Raw genomic sequence first — 15482 nt, 5'->3', positions numbered from 1 at the left:
TCGCTTAACCCCAATTCGCTCAGACAGGTATGGCCACTTTATCCAGCAAACGATCGAGCACCTGATCGGCGCTCACGCCGTCGGCGACAGCGTCGTAAGAGAGCAGCAGGCGATGACGGAGTACGGGGTGAACCACGGCGCGAACGTCGTCTGGGGAGACGAAGTCATTGCCCTCTAGCCAGGCATGAGCGCGCGCGGCGCGATCCAGACCAATGCCGCCGCGCGGGCTGGCGCCAATGTTGATCCAGCGGGCTAGATCAGCGTCGTACGGGCTTGGATGGCGGGTGGCATTGATCAGGTCGATCAGGTAACAGTCGATCGCCTCGGAAACATGGATGCTGCTGACTTCCTGGCGGGCGGCGAAGATAGCCGCCTGTGCCAGTTGGGCATCGGCAGCGGCTTTGCCATGCCCACTGGCCTGCTCCTCGGCGCGCAGCATGCGCAATACCAGGCTTTCGTCTTCCGCTTTGGGATAGCCCAGCAGTACCTTCATCAGGAAGCGATCCATCTGTGCTTCCGGCAGGGGATAGGTACCTTCCTGCTCGATCGGGTTCTGTGTCGCCAGCACCATGAACAGGTCGGGCATCGAGTGACTGATGCCGGCCACGGTAATCTGCCGTTCTTCCATGGCTTCCAGCAGCGCCGATTGCACCTTGGCCGGGGCGCGGTTGATCTCGTCCGCAAGGATCACGTTGCCGAACAAAGGGCCAGGCTGGAAGCGGATCTCGTTGCGGCCATCGACCTGATTGAGCACCTCGGCACCGGTGATGTCCGAGGGCAGCAGGTCAGGGGTGAACTGGATGCGACTCATCTTTGCATCCAGGTGCTTGGCCAGCGCTTTCACCGTGCGCGTTTTGGCCAGGCCGGGGAGGCTTTCCAGCAGCAGGTGACCGTTGGCGAGCAGGCCCAACACGACCTGACGGATCACCTCATCCTGGCCGAGTACTGCCTGAGCAATGCTGGCTTGAAGGGCGAGAATATCGTCACGAGCGCTCATTGATTCTCCTTGTCGAGGCTTGTCCAAGTGCTGCGGTTTTAAACACGTGCAGCGGTTTTAAAACAGGAAGGTTGGAATGACCGGCACGATAGTCAGGCGGAAATTCCAGCGGCTGGCGATTTGATCGTCAGGGTGAATGGCCGAGTACTGAACCTCCGCGCCGATGCGTATCGGCAGGTCGCCAAGCTTGACCAGTCGCGAGGCACCCAGGCCAATCGGGAAGGTCACCTGGTTGCCGCTCTCGGCCTTCCAGTTGACGGTGACGTTAGGCGACATGCCAACGTGCCACTGGGCATCCCCGGGAATAACCCGCTGAATGAAATATTGCAGGTTGGTCAGGCTGACGTCGCTGCGGTCATCGTCGCCGGCCACCGACCACCAGTGCTGGGGGAATGCGCCGAGCAGCCAATCCTCACTCATGTAGGCCAGCACCGCCGTGGGGCCAAGCGAGTATTTGCCCTGGCCGAGCACATCCTCGCTGGCGGTGGGGAACAGCGCCGTGGCGCCCACCCCCCAGACCAGCTTGGCGCCGTTATCCAGCCTGATCGGCGCCTTCGGCGAGGCGACACCCACATAGCCCAGGTCGCCGAAACCGCTGGTGCGCTCGAAGGGGTCTTGCACCACGGAGTGAAAGTCCGGGGAGGCGAGTATTTCGTTAGGGCTCAGTCCGGCCAGATTGCCGGCATCCTGGTTGATCGGTGCGCTGACGTATGCCATCGGGATACGGTTGATCAGGTTCCAATCCTCGCCCAGGCTGATGGGAAAGGTCGGCATGAAGCTGTAACGGCCCAGGTAACGAGTACCGTTGGAGTTCGGCCCTTTCAGCGCGGTGTAGTCGTACTGGTTGAACAGCAGCACCAGGTTGCCGACTGGGTTGTCCATCAACTTGGAAATCTGCTGGTCGGAAGGCTTACAGCCGGCTTTGACCACTTCCTTGAGATCGATATCGAAGTTCTGTTGCAGCTGTTGGCAGGTCTCCGCATCTGCCGTGGCCGCCTGCGGGCCAGGCAGATTGCCCAGTTCGGGCAGGCTGCTGGCAGCGTTAACCGCAGCGCTCAGCAACTGCATGCAGAGGGCGAGACCGATGCTGGACCGCAAACCGAGGATATCGTCACGTACACTCATGGTTTCTCCTTGTGACTCAAACTCAAACTCAAAGAAAGGAACTGAACCTAAAATCGCACAAGAAGCCCACCGGGAAACCGGGTGATAACTCGGGTGAAGGGCAAAAGGTCGGTCAACGGCGTGCGCTGGCACTGCTTAGCCGCAGTGCCTCCGAATGGGCCAAGGTGCCGTCCTTATTCGCCGCCGCCAAGGGGAATGGCCATGGTCAGCCAGAGGTTCCAACCTTCCGCGCGGTTATTTGCATCGAACTCGTAGAAGCCCTTGAGGTTGGTGTACCAGAGTTCCTTGCCGACTGTGAAGAAATGCCCGGCTTGCGGGCCCACGGCGCTGACCCGCGATTTAAAGTCGCCAAGCACGGCGCCGCTGCCGTCATCGCCGGTAACCTGGTGGTAGAAATAGCCGACCAGCCCGAGGTGGGTCTGCTCCGTGACGAAGTGCGAGGCACTCCAGTCGAGGTGGGCGTCGATGCCGTTCTGGTAGTCGGTGTCGGTGTTTTCCCAGTTGTAAGTCATGCCCGCTACTGCGGAGAACTCGTTCTTTTTGTCGAAGTAGGTGTAGCCGCCGCCGGCATCCATGGAGGCATGGCCGAGCCCGAGGTTGACCAACCGGTCGGGGTCGTAAGCGCCGACCGGCAAGTTCCCCATGCCGTAGACCATGAAGTTGTGCACGCCCTGGTTCCATTTCAGGGTGGCCAGCGGGTAGAGATCACTGGCGCCTTTCAGGCTGTCGCTGACTCCCGTCGAGATTGTCCGGCCGCGCGGGCCGGTGAGCGTGGCATCGACTTCGACTTCCGAGCGCCCCACGGCGGCGACCATCGAAAGCGCCGCCTGGCCACCCAGCAACGGTTCGGCGAAGGTGTAGGTTGGCCCAGCGAACAGCAGGTCGGCCTTCGCATCCACGCCGGCAGTAACCCGGCCACGCCCACCGCGCGGGAAGGCCTTATCAGCGCTCTCATCCGCGCTGACGTGGTAATAGATCACCGGAAGGCTCCAGCCGGGCTTGGTTGGCACTGCCGCCAACGCGCCGAACTGGCCCGGTAGCCAGAAGCTGATGCCGCCTTCGTCCGCCAACACTAAGGGGCTGCAGGCCGTGACGAGCACAGTGACGAGTCGCACGGCGACCAGGCGTTTTAGAGATGGGATGCGAGACATGCGATTGCTCCTGGTATTTGGCAGCTAACGAAGTTCTACTTGATCGTTTTAGCTCTACCTGCCTTTGAGGCCAGGCATGGCCCCAAAACATAGCAGTTAATTTACTTGCTCAAGCAGTGGCAGTTTCCATTGCCCATTGGTCACTTCTGGTTTGGGCACGGGCATAGGCCTCCGTGACCTTGGTGCCGGCAACCGGACCGGGCACGTTGTCTGCTGCAAAAACCGTAGGGCCAAGTAGCGAGCTGCCGATAGCCAATACGCCGGCGAGTGCTAGGGCGCTGTAGAGTTTGTTGATGCGCATGTCCATATCCAGAGTCCTTCTGGTAGAGCGTTATTTTTCCAGCTCGGTGTCATTCGTCGGTACCGGTAAACACATCCTGTAATCTGAGCAGCGAATTTATTTACCGAATGTGACGTTGATTCCCGCAAATACCGTGAATTGTGGCAGGCCATCGTCGTCATGGAAGGCGGTCCACTGCGGTTCGATGAACGCATTGAAGATATTAGTGCCAGCCTTCCAGGCCTTGCCGGCACCCAAGCCAACCGGGATGTAGTAAGTGTCTTTTTCTAGATCGAAGGTCCAGGTGCCCGTCGAGCGCAGATACCAGCCCTTGGGCAGGTTATGGATGAAGAAGGGTTGGAAGGTCGCGCTTTCGACATCATCACGCTGATCATCGCCCGCAAAAGACTTCTGCCATTGCACCAAACCACCAATCAGGCCGCGTGGTGAGGAATCGATAGCGACAGCAGCAAGACCGCCTTGCCACTTGCCAGTACCCAGTTCGTCGAACTCGGCAGTCGGCGCGGTGATCAGTGGACCTACACCCAATTGCACACCTTGCTGCTTGAGCAAGAAGATATCGAACAGGTTGATATCACCAAGGCCTGTGCTGTAGCCCTGATGCGGGTCGGGGCGGGTACTGACAGGCGCTGTGACACGCAGGATTTGCGGCACGCCAACCAAGTCGTTCGGCAGGATGGGGAGAGTGCCGCGCACCAAGAAGTCGTTGGTATGGGCATCCGAGCCATAGAGTTCAGGCGTGTAGTAGTCCTGGAAGTTCAGCGAGGGCGCGACATTCAGAGGGTTGTTGGCTTTGTTCGCGACCTCGGCGTTATCCGCCAGAACCACATCATTGCAGAGCAATGTTGCCGAGAGCAAAAGCGGTAGCCGCATCCGATTAGCGTTAAACATAACCATCCTTCCTTGGAGTAAAAGCGACTAATACATTGCGCGAAAATCAACTAACTCGACAGCTTATCTATATGAATTGCATGAAATAGTAGTCGACCTAAATTCGTAAACAAACTTTTTTCTGGCGAAAAGAATGCTCTAACTCGCGCATTTTGAGCAATAGGCAGTGGCGGATTGGTTATCTGTGTGGCTGCCTGTAGTGGCACTTAGATGGCGCCTTCTAAAATAAGCGCCTTAAAGTTTGAACATTAATTCGCTGAGCATAATTACACTTCCGATTGCCAATATTGTCTGGATAACTGTGATCTTTCGCCCTGTACTCGAATGCCACCGTCACAGACGCGCTTCAACCGCCCGATAGTGCGGCGACCAATATCACCTCCGCCCCAGCCGGTAGCGGGGCGCTCATCGCCCGCTCGATCTCGCCGTTGACGAACAGTTTGAAGTGCGGGCGTAGCGCCCCCTGTTCATCGACGACACGAAAGCGCAAGCCGGGGTAGCGCGCGTCCAGTTCGACGAACAGCGCGGTCAACGTAGGCGCGTCCGGTAGGGCCAGTTCGGCGACCCCGCCGGTGTAGCTCTGCACGTGGGTGGGTAGGTGTAACTGCATCAGCAAGCCTCTATCGCGTAGATTTCCGGGAGGTTGCGCACCAGGCAGGTCCAGAGTTCGCCCTCGTCCGCGCTGCCCCAGACCTCGCCGCTGCTGGTACCGAAGTAGACGCCGACTGGGTCGAAGCTATCCACGCTGAGTGCCTGGCGCTTGACGTTGAACCAGGCTTGTTCGACGGGTAGCCCCGAGTCCTGCCGTGCCCAGGATTCGCCGCCGTCGCGCGAGCGATAGAGGGCCGGCCGCCCCAGCGGCGACACGCGCGGCCAGACGTCGCTGCCGTCCATGGGGAACAGCCACAGCGTATCCGGGTCGCGCGGGTGCAGGCCGACCGGGAAACCGATGTCATAGCGCGCTCCATCCGGCGTTGGCAGGTTAGCGCCGATGTCGCGCCAGGTCTCGGCCGGCCGGTCGAGACGGAACACGCCGCAGTGGTTCTGCTGGTACAGCCGATCCGGGGCGGCGGGGTGTAGACGCACGCAGTGCGGATCGTGACCGTATTCGTGGTAGCCACCGGGTGGCGGCTCGGGCAGGAAGTCGGCGCGTACGCCGCGGTTGAGCGGGCGCCAGGATTCGCCGCGGTCACTGGACTCGAAGGTGCCTCCGGCGGACAGGCTGACGTACAGGTGCCCGGCGTCACGTGGGTCGACCAAGATGGAGTGCAGCTTGGCGCCGCCCGGTGGCCCCTCGTTCGGATCGCCGGCCCAGGCGCGGTAGCTCGGGTGCTGGTTAAAACCATCCACCCCCACCCAGTTGCGCCCGCCGTCCGTGCTGCGGAACAGGCCTTGCGGCGTGCTGCCGGCGTACCAGACGTCGGGTTCCGAGGCGTGGCCGGGGGTAAGCCAGAACACATGGTCGAGCACCCGGCCGTTCGGCTCGACGGGGAAGGCGGGCGGCGTCTGCGCTTCCTGCCAACTGTCGGCGCCATCGCTCGAGCGGAACACGGTCGGCCCGAGGTGGCCGGTGCGGGCCGCAGCCAGCACCACGTTGCGGTCGCGCGGGTCGGTGAGCGCGTGGTGGATGATGTGACCGAGGAAGTGCGGCCCGGACAAGTCCCAATGGCGCCGCTCCGCGGTGCCGGACAGTCGCCACAGGCCTTTGCGGGTCGCAATCCAGAGGTGGATAGAAGCACTCATGGCAACTCTCTCCTTGGCAAGAACCTGACTGAAGGATTTTAGGCCACGAACGCTGGGGGCTTGTGACTACCCGACTAGCGTCGTGTCACCACCCTGCACGGGTGCTGAACCGGAGCGATAAAAGCGATAAGAGGCGTAGTGATCTTGATCGTTCCCACGCTCTGCGTGGGAATGCAGCCCTCGACGCTCCAGCGTCCATGTGGCTCTGCGTTGGGCTGCTGGGACGCGGAGCGCCCTCAGCTGCGCTCCCACGCTGGAGCATGGGAGCGATCAGATTAATCAGCGTGCGCTCTTTAGCTCGGCGCCTCGAACTGCCTTGGTTTTTGATCGTTCCCACGCTCTGCGTGGGAATGCAGCCCTCGACGCTCCAGCGCCCACGTGGCTCTACATCGGGCTGCTTGGACGCGGAGCGCCCTCAGCTGCGCTCCCACGCTGGAGCATGGGAGCGATCAGATTAATCAGCGTGCGCTCTTTAGCTCGCCGCCTCGAACTGCCTTGGTTTTTGATCGTTCCCACGCTCTGCGTGGGAATGCAGCCCTCGACGCTCCAGCGTCCATGTAGCTCTACATCGGGCTGTTTGGACGCGGAGCGCCCTCAGCTGCGCTCCCACGCTGGAGCATGGGAGCGATCAGATTAATCAGTACGCGCTCTTTAGTTCGCCGCCTCGAACTGCCTTGGTTTTTGATCGTTCCCACGCTCTGCGTGGGAATGCAGCCCTCGACGCTCCAGCGTCCATGTGGCTCTGCGTTGGGCTGCTGGGACGCGGAGCGTCCTCAGCTGCGCTCCCACGCTGGAGCATGGGAGCGATCAGATTAATCAGCGCGCGCTCTTTAGCTCGCCGCCTCGAACTGCCTTGGTTTTTGATCGTTCCCACGCTCTGCGTGGGAATGCAGCCCTCGACGCTCCAGCGTCCATGTGGCTCTACTTCGGGCTGCTTGGACGCGGAGCGCCCTCAGCTGCGCTCCCACGCTGGAGCATGGGAGCGATCAGATTAATCAGCGTGCGCTCTTTAGCTCGCCGCCTCGAACTGCGTTGGTTCGCCGTGGCGCGGCTATAGTGCTTGCTATCGGGGACAGCGGAGCTAGCCCGTGCACGGTATCAAGTCTGCTGTCAAACTCACTTCAAAAAGAGGTAACGGTCATGCCATTCATGCTCGACTCTCCCGCTTTTCATGCCCAAGGTCCGATTCCGGCGCTCTACAGCTGTGAAGGCAAAGATGTTTCTCCGCCGTTGGCCTGGAGCGGTGTACCGTCAGGCACCAAGAGTCTGGCGCTGATCATGGACGACCCGGACGCGCCGGACCCTGCGGCGCCAAAGATGACCTGGGTCCATTGGGTGCTCTATAACTTGCCCGTGGCCACGACGGAGCTGGCTGAAGACCTGCAAGCACTACCGCCCGGCACGCTGCAAGGGCTCAACGACTGGAAGAAAACCGGCTACGGTGGCCCCTGTCCGCCTATCGGCACCCATCGGTATTTTCACAAGCTCTATGCGCTGGACACCGTCTTGCCGGACCTGGGGCAGCCCACCAAGGCCCAACTCGAAAGCGCAATGCGCGGCCATGTCCTGGCACAGGCCGAGCTAATCGGCACCTACCGTAAAACGAGGTGAGGATTAAGGAAGCCCTGAAGACTTCCCGCCCAATCCTGTTGGCCGACCGTAGGGTGGGTTAGGCCTAGCCGTAACCCAGCAAAGCCATCGAACTATCTGGAAGTTGCCGGGCTTCATGACAAAACGGGGCGCTGAGCGCCCCGTTTTTTTCATAGCTGTGGCGATTAGCTTCCAGCTTGCTTATTCAAAGCCTCTTCAACGGCTGCGATTTCCGCCTGACGCTTGGCGATTATTTCGCCTATGGGTGGGCCCTGGAAACGGCGCGCTTCAAGGGCGAACCAGACAATGGCGGTCAGGATCAGAAAACCGATGGTGATGTACAGCGCCCAATCGTTCGGCGGCTGGATGCCGATGACGAAGATCAGCGCCTCAAGCAGCAGTATCCGGAATACTTCGATGCCGTGGAGGCGCTGGGCGCTGCGGTGCATCACGCCGGCCCGCTGGACGAGCAAGTCATCCAGCTGGTTCAGCTCGGCGCGGCGGCGGCGACCCGTTCTGAGGGCGCAGTGCACAGTCATGTCAGGCGGGCGCTGGCGGCAGGCGCTACGCCAGAGCAGATCCATCACAGCCTGATCTCACTCACCAGCACGATCGGTTTCCCGACCGTCGTCGCGGCCGTGAGCTAGGCGGACGATGTGATTGATGGCGAAAAAACACCTACCCCGTAGGGTGGAAAATCCGCGCAGCGGTTTTCCACCCTACGGTCGTCCTGGCTAGCTCATTACCTTTGGGTAGTCGGGGAGGGCGTGAGAGCCGGTGGATAAAAAAGGCGTTATCCACCCTCCGTCTGGCGACGCTGGCCCGTTACGGCAGCGTGAGCCAGATGAGTGCCGCCTCGAAGTTTCCGCTGTAGGTCGTGCTGCCGGCCGGTTCGGACGCCCCGTGTGGCGGAGTCGAAACCGTGCCTCCCGGATCCACGAGCGCTCCCGCAGGGGTCGCGACGGTGAATTTCGGCGCGGACAGTTTCAGCGACGCCGCCAGCAGCGAATACGGCGGGCCCTGGCTCGTCGTCGCCGCAAGCCGCACCGTGTTGTCGGCCGCAGCCGCGACCCCGCCGCCGGTCTCGAAGCCGGTGCCACCCCAGGTTGCCGCGGCCGTCACCTTCTTGCCCGTCGATTCCAGGCGCGCGACGAATGCATCCTGGAAGCCGACGCCCAACGCCGTCGTCGTTCCGGCGAGAAGAACCGAGCCGTCGGGCGCCACCGCGATGCCTTCACCGGTGTCGCCGTCCTTGGTGCAGCATTCCTTGCCGAACAACAAGCTGCCATCGGAGCCGATATTCAGGACCAGCGCGGAGATGCCGACGATGCCGCCCTTCGCCGCCTGGATGGCGCCAGCGGTGTAGATGGACCCATCCGCGGCGGCGGCCATTCCGCCGCGCGCATCCACGACCTCGCCTGCCCCGTACGTCCGTGCCCAGACCAGGGCGCCCGCGTCCGTCAGCTTCAGCACCATCACGTCGAACTGGGCAAGATTGCCTCCCCGCAGTTTCGAGCTGGCCGCGTAGACACTGCCGTCCGGCGTGACGGCCATCGCCTCGAAGCCGGCGGCATCGTCCCAGTACCGTTGCCAGACAAGAGCGCCCGTCGGATCGAACTTCAGGACGAACACCCCGGCGGAGCTCGGGCCGAAGCTGGTTGTCCGGCCCGCGACGTAGACTGAGCCGTCGCTGTGCGTCGCCACCGCGCCGGCGCTATCGGACTCGGTACCGCCCCAGGCCCGCTCCCAGAGCAGGGTGCCGTCCGGATCGAATTTCAGCAACACGGCGTTTCCGCCACCGTCTGCGGTGATGCCGGCCACGTAAACTGAACCGTCGGCAGCGACCGCCACTGACGTATTCGTCACCCCGACGATGGTCGGGCCGTTCCAGATCCGCTGCCAGACGACCGCTCCATTCGAGAGCTTGACGATGAACATCCGCGTCGCGGGCTGGTTAAACTCGTCGACGGCAAAGCTATCCGTCGAGCCGACGAGGTACGCGCTGCCGTCGGCGGCCGTGGCGACAGCGGTTGCGACTTCGGCTCCAGCCCCACCCCATGTCGTCTCGGTGAGCAAGACCCCGTGCGCCGGCCTTTCTGTAAGTGCCAGCAGGACCAAACACAAGCTTGCAAACAGCACCTTCCCGACCGCGATTCCATTCCGTCGTGCTGGCGAGGGACTGCAGGTATGCGTCATGGCGTTTCGTCTAGGTCCTTTTCGCTCCAAACAGGAGAAACGCCATAGGGAATCGTTACCGGGTGTGCCTGTGATAGTTGCCATGACATTAGCCTCCCGCTTTTTCAAGCAATGGAAACCTGCGTTCAAGGGATATTCAGACTAGTTCAGGGAGGGGTAAGGGCAAGGTGGTGAGTGGGCGTTTCGTCTGCCGAAAGGCTTGAAGGCTCTGGTTCGCCCCATCGAGCCTGTACCGTTGGTCCAGTTAAATTTCCGTGAGTCAACCGGTATCTCTAGGCGGGAGATGCGCTGATGAGCCTGGTGAACCGAAGTTGCTTTTTGATGCTCACCAATGTATCGGGTAGGAGGCGGGGTCACCCCCGCCGTCCTCCCACACCACCGTACGTACGGTTCCGTATACGGCGGTTCCTGCCTACTGACAAACTGCATCAGCGAGCTTGGTTTCGTTCGATGTGTCGCCCGCGTAGTCTAAGCACCCGGACAGGCTCTCGGGACTTCCGGCCCCTACCTCCTGATTGTCCAGGCCTCCGTATAAGGGAGCTTGTGCCTGCGACCCGCTCAGAGAGCACACCTGACTATCCGCTCATGGCAGGTTCAGCCCTTCATTGCTCCGGTTCCGAGCAACTACTACGGCCTCGGCTGACTTCTGCTCGCCCATCCCGTCACCTCACGATGCCGGTAGCACATGGCAGGCGAACAGATCTCCCAGGGTAATTCGCGCGACCTTCCTGCTTATGCCTGTCGGATATACGTCGTAGCGTTCCGTGCAAGTATCGGGCTTTGGCAATTATGGCTACCTCACCCTGCTACGCCGCCTAATCCGCTTCCTGTTCGTCAGGCCAGCAGTTTGCCTTCGGCTTCCTTCAGATTCGCAGTCGCCCGCGACACCCTTGCCTTCAGCTAACACTTCCCCTTGCCGGGTGTGTAGAGGACTTCCACCTCCAAGTCATCCAGCTCACCACCACAGTGAGCCAGACAGCGCCAGTCACGGCGCTACGCGCCATGCCTGGCGCACCATAAAAACGGGGCGCTCAGCACCCCGTTTTCTTAAAGCTCCGGCGGTTAGCTTCCAGCTTGCTTATTCAAAGCCTCTTCAACGGCTGCTATTTCCGCCTGCCGCTTGGCGATTATTTCGCCTATGGGTGGGCCCTGGAAACGGCGCGCTTCAAGGGCGAACCAGACAATGGCGGTCAGGATCAGAAAACCGATGGTGATGTACAGCGCCCAATCGTTCGGCGGCTGGATGCCGATGACGAAGATCAGCACCATCGAGATGATCGAGAGGATCGCGAACAACGAGAACAGCCCGCGCCCCATGTTCCACGGCCCCATGGTCGGCCACTTCGAGGTTCCGTAGGTAAACAGCCCAAGCACGATGGGAATGATGAAGGAGAAGAACAGGAAGATCACCGTGCAAGACACGACGATCGTGTAAACCGGCGTTTCGCCAATAGCTACCAGGGACGATCCCCAGACGAACAACACCGCGAGCGTGGCACCGGTCCAGATCGCCGCCACCGGGCTGCGATGGGTAGGTGAGACCGTGGCCAGTGCCTTCGAGAATGGCAGGCCGCCGTCGCGCGAGAAGGCGAAGATCATGCGCGAGATGGAGGTCACGGTCGCCAACCCGCAGAGACACTGCGAGATGAAAATCGCCAGGTAGAGCGCCATCTTGATGGCCGGGTTCACCTGGGTGTCCATGCCCCAGAAGAACACGTTCCAGCCCTGCTTCGCCGCCTCGTCCATGCTCGGCAGCATGAGTACGAAGGAGCAGAGCATGACCCAGCCGAATAGCAACGACCAGACCACCGACATCACCATGCCGCGTGGCACCGAAACGGCCGCCTGGTGGGTCTCCTCGGAAGTATGCGCGGAGGCGTCGTAGCCGGTGATGGTGTAGATCGGCAAGAGCAGGCCAAGCATGAAAATCCAGCCGTTCGAGACTTGGGGCCAGACGTTGCCGCCGGCCTCGCCGGAATAATTGCCGAAGGTAACCAGCCGGACGAATTCATAGCTTGGTGCTGCTACCAGGCAGACGATGGTGAGCGCGACCGCCGTGGCGAAGATCAGATAGCCCGAGAAGTCGGTGAGCTTCGCGGTCAGGCCGATGCCGAAGTGGTTACACAACGCCTGGATGCCGGTCAGGATCGCCAGGAAAATGATCCGTGTGGTGATGGTGTCTTCCATTCCCAGGGCCGGTCCGAAGGCGCCGAAAAAGAAGTAGTAGGTGCCGACGTTGATCGCACCGAGCACGGTCACCAGCCCCAGCAGGTTGAACCAGGCCGTCAGCCAGCCGGTGAAGCGGTTACCGAGAATCGAGCCCCAGTGATAGAGGCCGCCCGCGGTTGGGTAGCTCGAGGAGATCTGTGCCATGGCCATGGCGAAAACGCCGGAAATCATGCAACCGAGCGGCCAGCCGATGCCGATAGCTGCGCCGCCCGCGCCTGAGGTGCCTTGCGCCAGCGAGTTGATGCCACCCGAGAGGATGCAGATGATCGAAAAGGAAATGGCAAAGTTGGAGAAAACGCCCATTCGTCGCGAGAGTTCCTGGGCATAGCCCATGCTGTGCAACAACTTGACGTCGTCGTCTTGTGGCGTGGTCGCGCCGGGTTGGCTTACTGGACTCATAATGTGTGCCCCTTAGTAGGTTTTGATACACATCTATCCGCGTTGTGCGTTGCCGAATGGGCTGGCTTCGCACTCAACCCCTTGTCGTACTGCTCCTGTTTCTAACGGCTAAAACCCATCCATGCTGCGTGCTCAAGCCTCGGCCATGGACAGACGACTGCTCTAAATACGGCCGTGGTAAGCCGCGGAGAAAATCTTGGCGGCGCCGTCCCGCGTCAATGGCAGTGGGTTGCCGGCGGCGGAGGGGTCGACAATCGCCATGTCCGCGATCAGATCGGCCTGCCGGTCATCGACACCCAGCTCAGGTAGCGTATGTGGCACGCCGATGTCCTTGCGCAGCTTGAGGACGAAGGCCAGGAAGCTGTCGAACCCCGGGGTTGGCAGGCGCAGGTAGGCTGCCAGGCGCGTGATGCGTTCCTCGATTGCCGCGCGATTGAACTGCAACACATAGGGCATGAAGGTGGCATTGGTCATGCCGTGATGGGTGTCGTACAGGGCTCCCACCGGATGCGCGAGCGCGTGCATCCCGCCCAAACCTTTCTGGAATGCGGTGGCGCCCATCGCGGCAGCCGCCAGCATTTGCGCGCGCGCATCGAGGTCGGAGGGGGTGTGTACTGCCCGTACCAGGGCATTCGCCACCAGGCGCATGCCTTCCACCGCGATACCGTCGGCCATGGGATGAAAAGAGGGGGCGCAGTACGACTCGAGGCAATGCGCAAAAGCATCCATGCCAGTGCCGGCGGTGATCTTTGCCGGCATGCCGACGGTGAGGGCCGGGTCGCTGATGACCACACGCGGCATCATCTTCGGGTGGAAGATGATGCGTTTGGTGTGCGTACGCTCGTCGATGATCACTGCCGCACGGCCCACCTCGGAACCAGTGCCTGCGGTGGTCGGCACCGCGATGACCGGGGCGATGCCGCCTTCGTCGGCGCGTGTCCAGTAGTCGCCGATGTCTTCGAAGTCCCAAACGGGCCGGGTCTGGCCGCTCATGAAAGCGATGAGTTTGCCCATATCCAGGCCGCTGCCACCGCCGAAGGCGACGACGCCATCGTGTTTACCGGCGCGATAGGCGTCGAGCCCACCAGCCAGGTTGGCTTCGATCGGGTTGGGTTTGAGGTCGGCGAACAGCGCCACCCCGAGGCCGCCGGCGCGCAATGAGTCCAGCGCCGCCGCCGTGATCGACGACCGCGCCAAGCCACTGTCGGTGACCAGTAGCGGTCGCTGGATACCTTGACTGCGACAGATATCGGCCAGCTCGGCGATGCGGCCGACGCCGAAGCGGATGCTCGTGGGGTAGTTCCAGTTCGCGGTCAGGCTCATGCTCAGAACCTCTTCAATATCTGCTGCGCTTGGTCATGCTGCGTTGAAAACCGGCTCGGACTGCTCATTTACAACGCGTAAACTCCGCGTCCTCGCCTGTTTTCGCCTTGCCTGACCTGCGCTCGCGACGATCTTGAACATGTTCTTAGATCTCGTGGCGCAGATGGAAGGATTTCGGCCGGGTCAGGGTTTCGTAGCCAATGCGCGACAGCGTGGCACCGCGCCCGCTGTTCTTCACCCCGGTCCAGGCCAGGGCCGGGTCCAGATAGTCGCAGCGGTTCATGAAAACGGTGCCGGTGGCGATCTCGTCGCCGAGGCGTTCGGCGGCGGCGAGATCCTGCGTCCAGATGGAGGCGCTGAGCCCGAACTCACTGTCGTTCATCAGGGCGATGGCTTCGTCGTCGCTGGCAACCGGCATGATGCCGACCACCGGGCCGAAGCTCTCATCGCGCATCACCGACATTTGATGGGTGACATCGACCAATACCTGCGGCGCTAGGTAGGCGCTGCCCGGCGCATCGGCAGGAAATGTTTTTGCATCGATCAGCGCCTTGGCTCCTTGCGCCAGCGCATCGGCGATCTGACCACGGACGAATTCGGCAGCGCCTGGGTTGATCAGCGGGCCGAGTGTGGTGGCCTCGTCCAGCGGGTTGCCGAGCACGTATTGGCGGGTCAAGGCGACGAAGCGCTCGACAAAGACCGGATAAATTCTTTTATCGACATAAATGCGTTCGATGGCGCAGCAGCTCTGCCCGGAATTGAAGAAGCTGCCGTCCACCAGATTTTCCACTGCATGGTCGAGGTTGGCGTCGGCCCGCACGTAGGCTGGGTCCTTGCCGCCGAGCTCCAGCCCCAGGCCGAGGAAGCGACCCTCGCTGGCAGCTTCCATCGCCTTGCCGGCGCCGACCGAGCCGGTGAAGTTCACCTGCTGCACCCGCCCCGAGGCGATGATGGCGGCGGTTTGCCCATGATCGAGCAACAGGTTGTGGAACAGCCCCGCAGGCAGATTGGCTCGGCGGAACGCCTCGGCAAAACGTTCGCCGACCAGCAGCGTTTGCGTGGCGTGCTTGAGGATGACGCTGTTGCCAGCCATCAGCGCCGGGATGATTGAATTCACGGCAGTCAGGTAGGGGTAATTCCAGGGCGCGACGACCAGTACCGTACCCAGCGGCTCGCGTTTGATATGGCGACGGAAACCCGCGATGGGGGAGGGCTCGACCGCAGCCAGAGCTTCAGGTGCAATGGCGATCATGTGGCGGGCACGCTCTTCGAAACCGCGTAGCTCGCCGGCGCCAAAACGCACCGGGCGGCCCATCTGCCAGGCCAATTCCGCCACGATGTCATCGCTCATCGCCAGCATCGCGTCCACGGCTGCACTGCAAAAAGCGGCGCGCTCGTTCAGTGGCCGGCGCTTCCACTGCGCCTGGGCGGCTGAGGCAGCAGCTAGCGCGAGTTCGATCTGCGTCGCATCGGCACAGCGGCGTTCGGCATAGACCCGGCCATCGACCGGTGAGATGAGTTGAATCATCGCCGTCAT

At 61.6% G+C, this 15482-nt stretch carries 13 protein-coding genes and 1 pseudogene; 2 read left to right on the top strand and 12 right to left on the bottom strand.

Going from position 1 to position 15482, the window contains the following annotated elements; all coding sequences use genetic code 11:
* Positions 1–19: 19 nt before the first annotated feature.
* The 7 genes from D3879_RS15505 to D3879_RS15475 form a co-directional block, all read right to left on the bottom strand.
* Positions 20–997, bottom strand: a complete 978-nt coding sequence (locus D3879_RS15505; RefSeq protein ID WP_119955200.1) for an AAA family ATPase — start codon at positions 995–997, stop codon at positions 20–22.
* A 57-nt stretch (positions 998–1054) separates the two neighbouring features.
* Positions 1055–2122, bottom strand: a complete 1068-nt coding sequence (locus D3879_RS15500; protein WP_420800931.1) for a hypothetical protein — start codon at positions 2120–2122, stop codon at positions 1055–1057.
* A 173-nt stretch (positions 2123–2295) separates the two neighbouring features.
* Complete coding sequence (locus D3879_RS15495; RefSeq protein WP_119955199.1) at positions 2296–3273, bottom strand: SphA family protein; 978 nt, start codon at positions 3271–3273, stop codon at positions 2296–2298.
* A 109-nt stretch (positions 3274–3382) separates the two neighbouring features.
* Entirely contained in the window at positions 3383–3580 is a 198-nt protein-coding gene (locus D3879_RS15490; RefSeq protein WP_119955198.1) for a hypothetical protein, read from the bottom strand.
* 90 nt (positions 3581–3670) lie between these two features.
* On the bottom strand, positions 3671–4447 hold the full coding sequence (locus D3879_RS15485; RefSeq protein WP_119955275.1) for a hypothetical protein: 777 nt from the start codon (positions 4445–4447) through the stop codon (positions 3671–3673).
* A gap of 364 nt (positions 4448–4811) precedes the next feature.
* Positions 4812–5075: a MoaD/ThiS family protein gene (locus D3879_RS15480; protein WP_119955197.1), complete on the bottom strand. Its 264-nt coding sequence runs from the start codon at positions 5073–5075 to the stop codon at positions 4812–4814.
* Positions 5075–6208, bottom strand: a complete 1134-nt coding sequence (locus tag D3879_RS15475; protein ID WP_119955196.1) for a WD40/YVTN/BNR-like repeat-containing protein — start codon at positions 6206–6208, stop codon at positions 5075–5077. Before D3879_RS15475 ends, D3879_RS15480 begins: the two co-directional genes overlap by 1 nt.
* 1140 nt (positions 6209–7348) lie before the next feature.
* On the opposite strand from D3879_RS15475, the gene D3879_RS15460 reads away from it, so the two are divergent.
* Positions 7349–7819: a YbhB/YbcL family Raf kinase inhibitor-like protein gene (locus tag D3879_RS15460; protein ID WP_119955193.1), complete on the top strand. Its 471-nt coding sequence runs from the start codon at positions 7349–7351 to the stop codon at positions 7817–7819.
* A gap of 164 nt (positions 7820–7983) precedes the next feature.
* Here the strand turns inward: D3879_RS15460 and D3879_RS27110 are convergent.
* Positions 7984–8199 (bottom strand): annotated as a pseudogene (locus D3879_RS27110) (amino acid permease); the annotation flags it as partial.
* Positions 8200–8220: 21 nt separating this feature from the next.
* On the opposite strand from D3879_RS27110, the gene D3879_RS15450 reads away from it, so the two are divergent.
* The gene (locus tag D3879_RS15450; RefSeq protein WP_420800930.1) at positions 8221–8445 is read left to right on the top strand and encodes a carboxymuconolactone decarboxylase family protein; all 225 of its coding nucleotides are present in this window, start codon (positions 8221–8223) and stop codon (positions 8443–8445) included.
* 178 nt (positions 8446–8623) lie between these two features.
* Here D3879_RS15450 and D3879_RS15445 read toward each other — a convergent pair whose 3' ends face one another.
* The 4 genes from D3879_RS15445 to D3879_RS15430 form a co-directional block, all read right to left on the bottom strand.
* Positions 8624–9874 (bottom strand): NHL repeat-containing protein, encoded by a 1251-nt coding sequence (locus tag D3879_RS15445; protein WP_158592092.1) that lies wholly within the window; start codon positions 9872–9874, stop codon positions 8624–8626.
* 1182 nt (positions 9875–11056) lie between these two features.
* Positions 11057–12622, bottom strand: a complete 1566-nt coding sequence (locus D3879_RS15440; protein ID WP_119955191.1) for an amino acid permease — start codon at positions 12620–12622, stop codon at positions 11057–11059.
* 162 nt (positions 12623–12784) lie between these two features.
* Positions 12785–13945, bottom strand: a complete 1161-nt coding sequence (locus D3879_RS15435; protein ID WP_119955190.1) for an iron-containing alcohol dehydrogenase — start codon at positions 13943–13945, stop codon at positions 12785–12787.
* A gap of 145 nt (positions 13946–14090) precedes the next feature.
* Positions 14091–15482 (bottom strand): aldehyde dehydrogenase family protein, encoded by a 1392-nt coding sequence (locus D3879_RS15430; RefSeq protein WP_119955189.1) that lies wholly within the window; start codon positions 15480–15482, stop codon positions 14091–14093.

This window comes from Pseudomonas cavernicola (genome assembly GCF_003596405.1).
In the GTDB taxonomy this organism is placed as follows: Bacteria; Pseudomonadota; Gammaproteobacteria; order Pseudomonadales; family Pseudomonadaceae; genus Aquipseudomonas; species Aquipseudomonas cavernicola.
The sequence above is the reverse complement of the archived record's forward strand: the minus strand, read 5'-3'. Positions and strand labels throughout refer to the sequence as shown.

Excerpts from the sequence above, each read along its gene's own strand:
- D3879_RS15475 (WP_119955196.1), bottom strand. The coding sequence starts at position 6,208 with ATGAGTGCTTCTATCCACCTCTGGATTGCGACCCGCAAAGGCCTGTGG.
- D3879_RS15460 (WP_119955193.1), top strand. The coding sequence starts at position 7,349 with ATGCCATTCATGCTCGACTCTCCCGCTTTTCATGCCCAAGGTCCGATT.
- D3879_RS15490 (WP_119955198.1), bottom strand. The coding sequence starts at position 3,580 with ATGGACATGCGCATCAACAAACTCTACAGCGCCCTAGCACTCGCCGGC.
- D3879_RS15495 (WP_119955199.1), bottom strand. The coding sequence starts at position 3,273 with ATGTCTCGCATCCCATCTCTAAAACGCCTGGTCGCCGTGCGACTCGTC.
- D3879_RS15480 (WP_119955197.1), bottom strand. The coding sequence starts at position 5,075 with ATGCAGTTACACCTACCCACCCACGTGCAGAGCTACACCGGCGGGGTC.
- D3879_RS15500 (WP_420800931.1), bottom strand. The coding sequence starts at position 2,122 with ATGAGTGTACGTGACGATATCCTCGGTTTGCGGTCCAGCATCGGTCTC.
- D3879_RS15485 (WP_119955275.1), bottom strand. The coding sequence starts at position 4,447 with ATGCGGCTACCGCTTTTGCTCTCGGCAACATTGCTCTGCAATGATGTG.
- D3879_RS15435 (WP_119955190.1), bottom strand. The coding sequence starts at position 13,945 with ATGAGCCTGACCGCGAACTGGAACTACCCCACGAGCATCCGCTTCGGC.
- D3879_RS15505 (WP_119955200.1), bottom strand. The coding sequence starts at position 997 with ATGAGCGCTCGTGACGATATTCTCGCCCTTCAAGCCAGCATTGCTCAG.
- D3879_RS15430 (WP_119955189.1), bottom strand. The coding sequence starts at position 15,482 with ATGACGGCGATGATTCAACTCATCTCACCGGTCGATGGCCGGGTCTAT.
- D3879_RS15440 (WP_119955191.1), bottom strand. The coding sequence starts at position 12,622 with ATGAGTCCAGTAAGCCAACCCGGCGCGACCACGCCACAAGACGACGAC.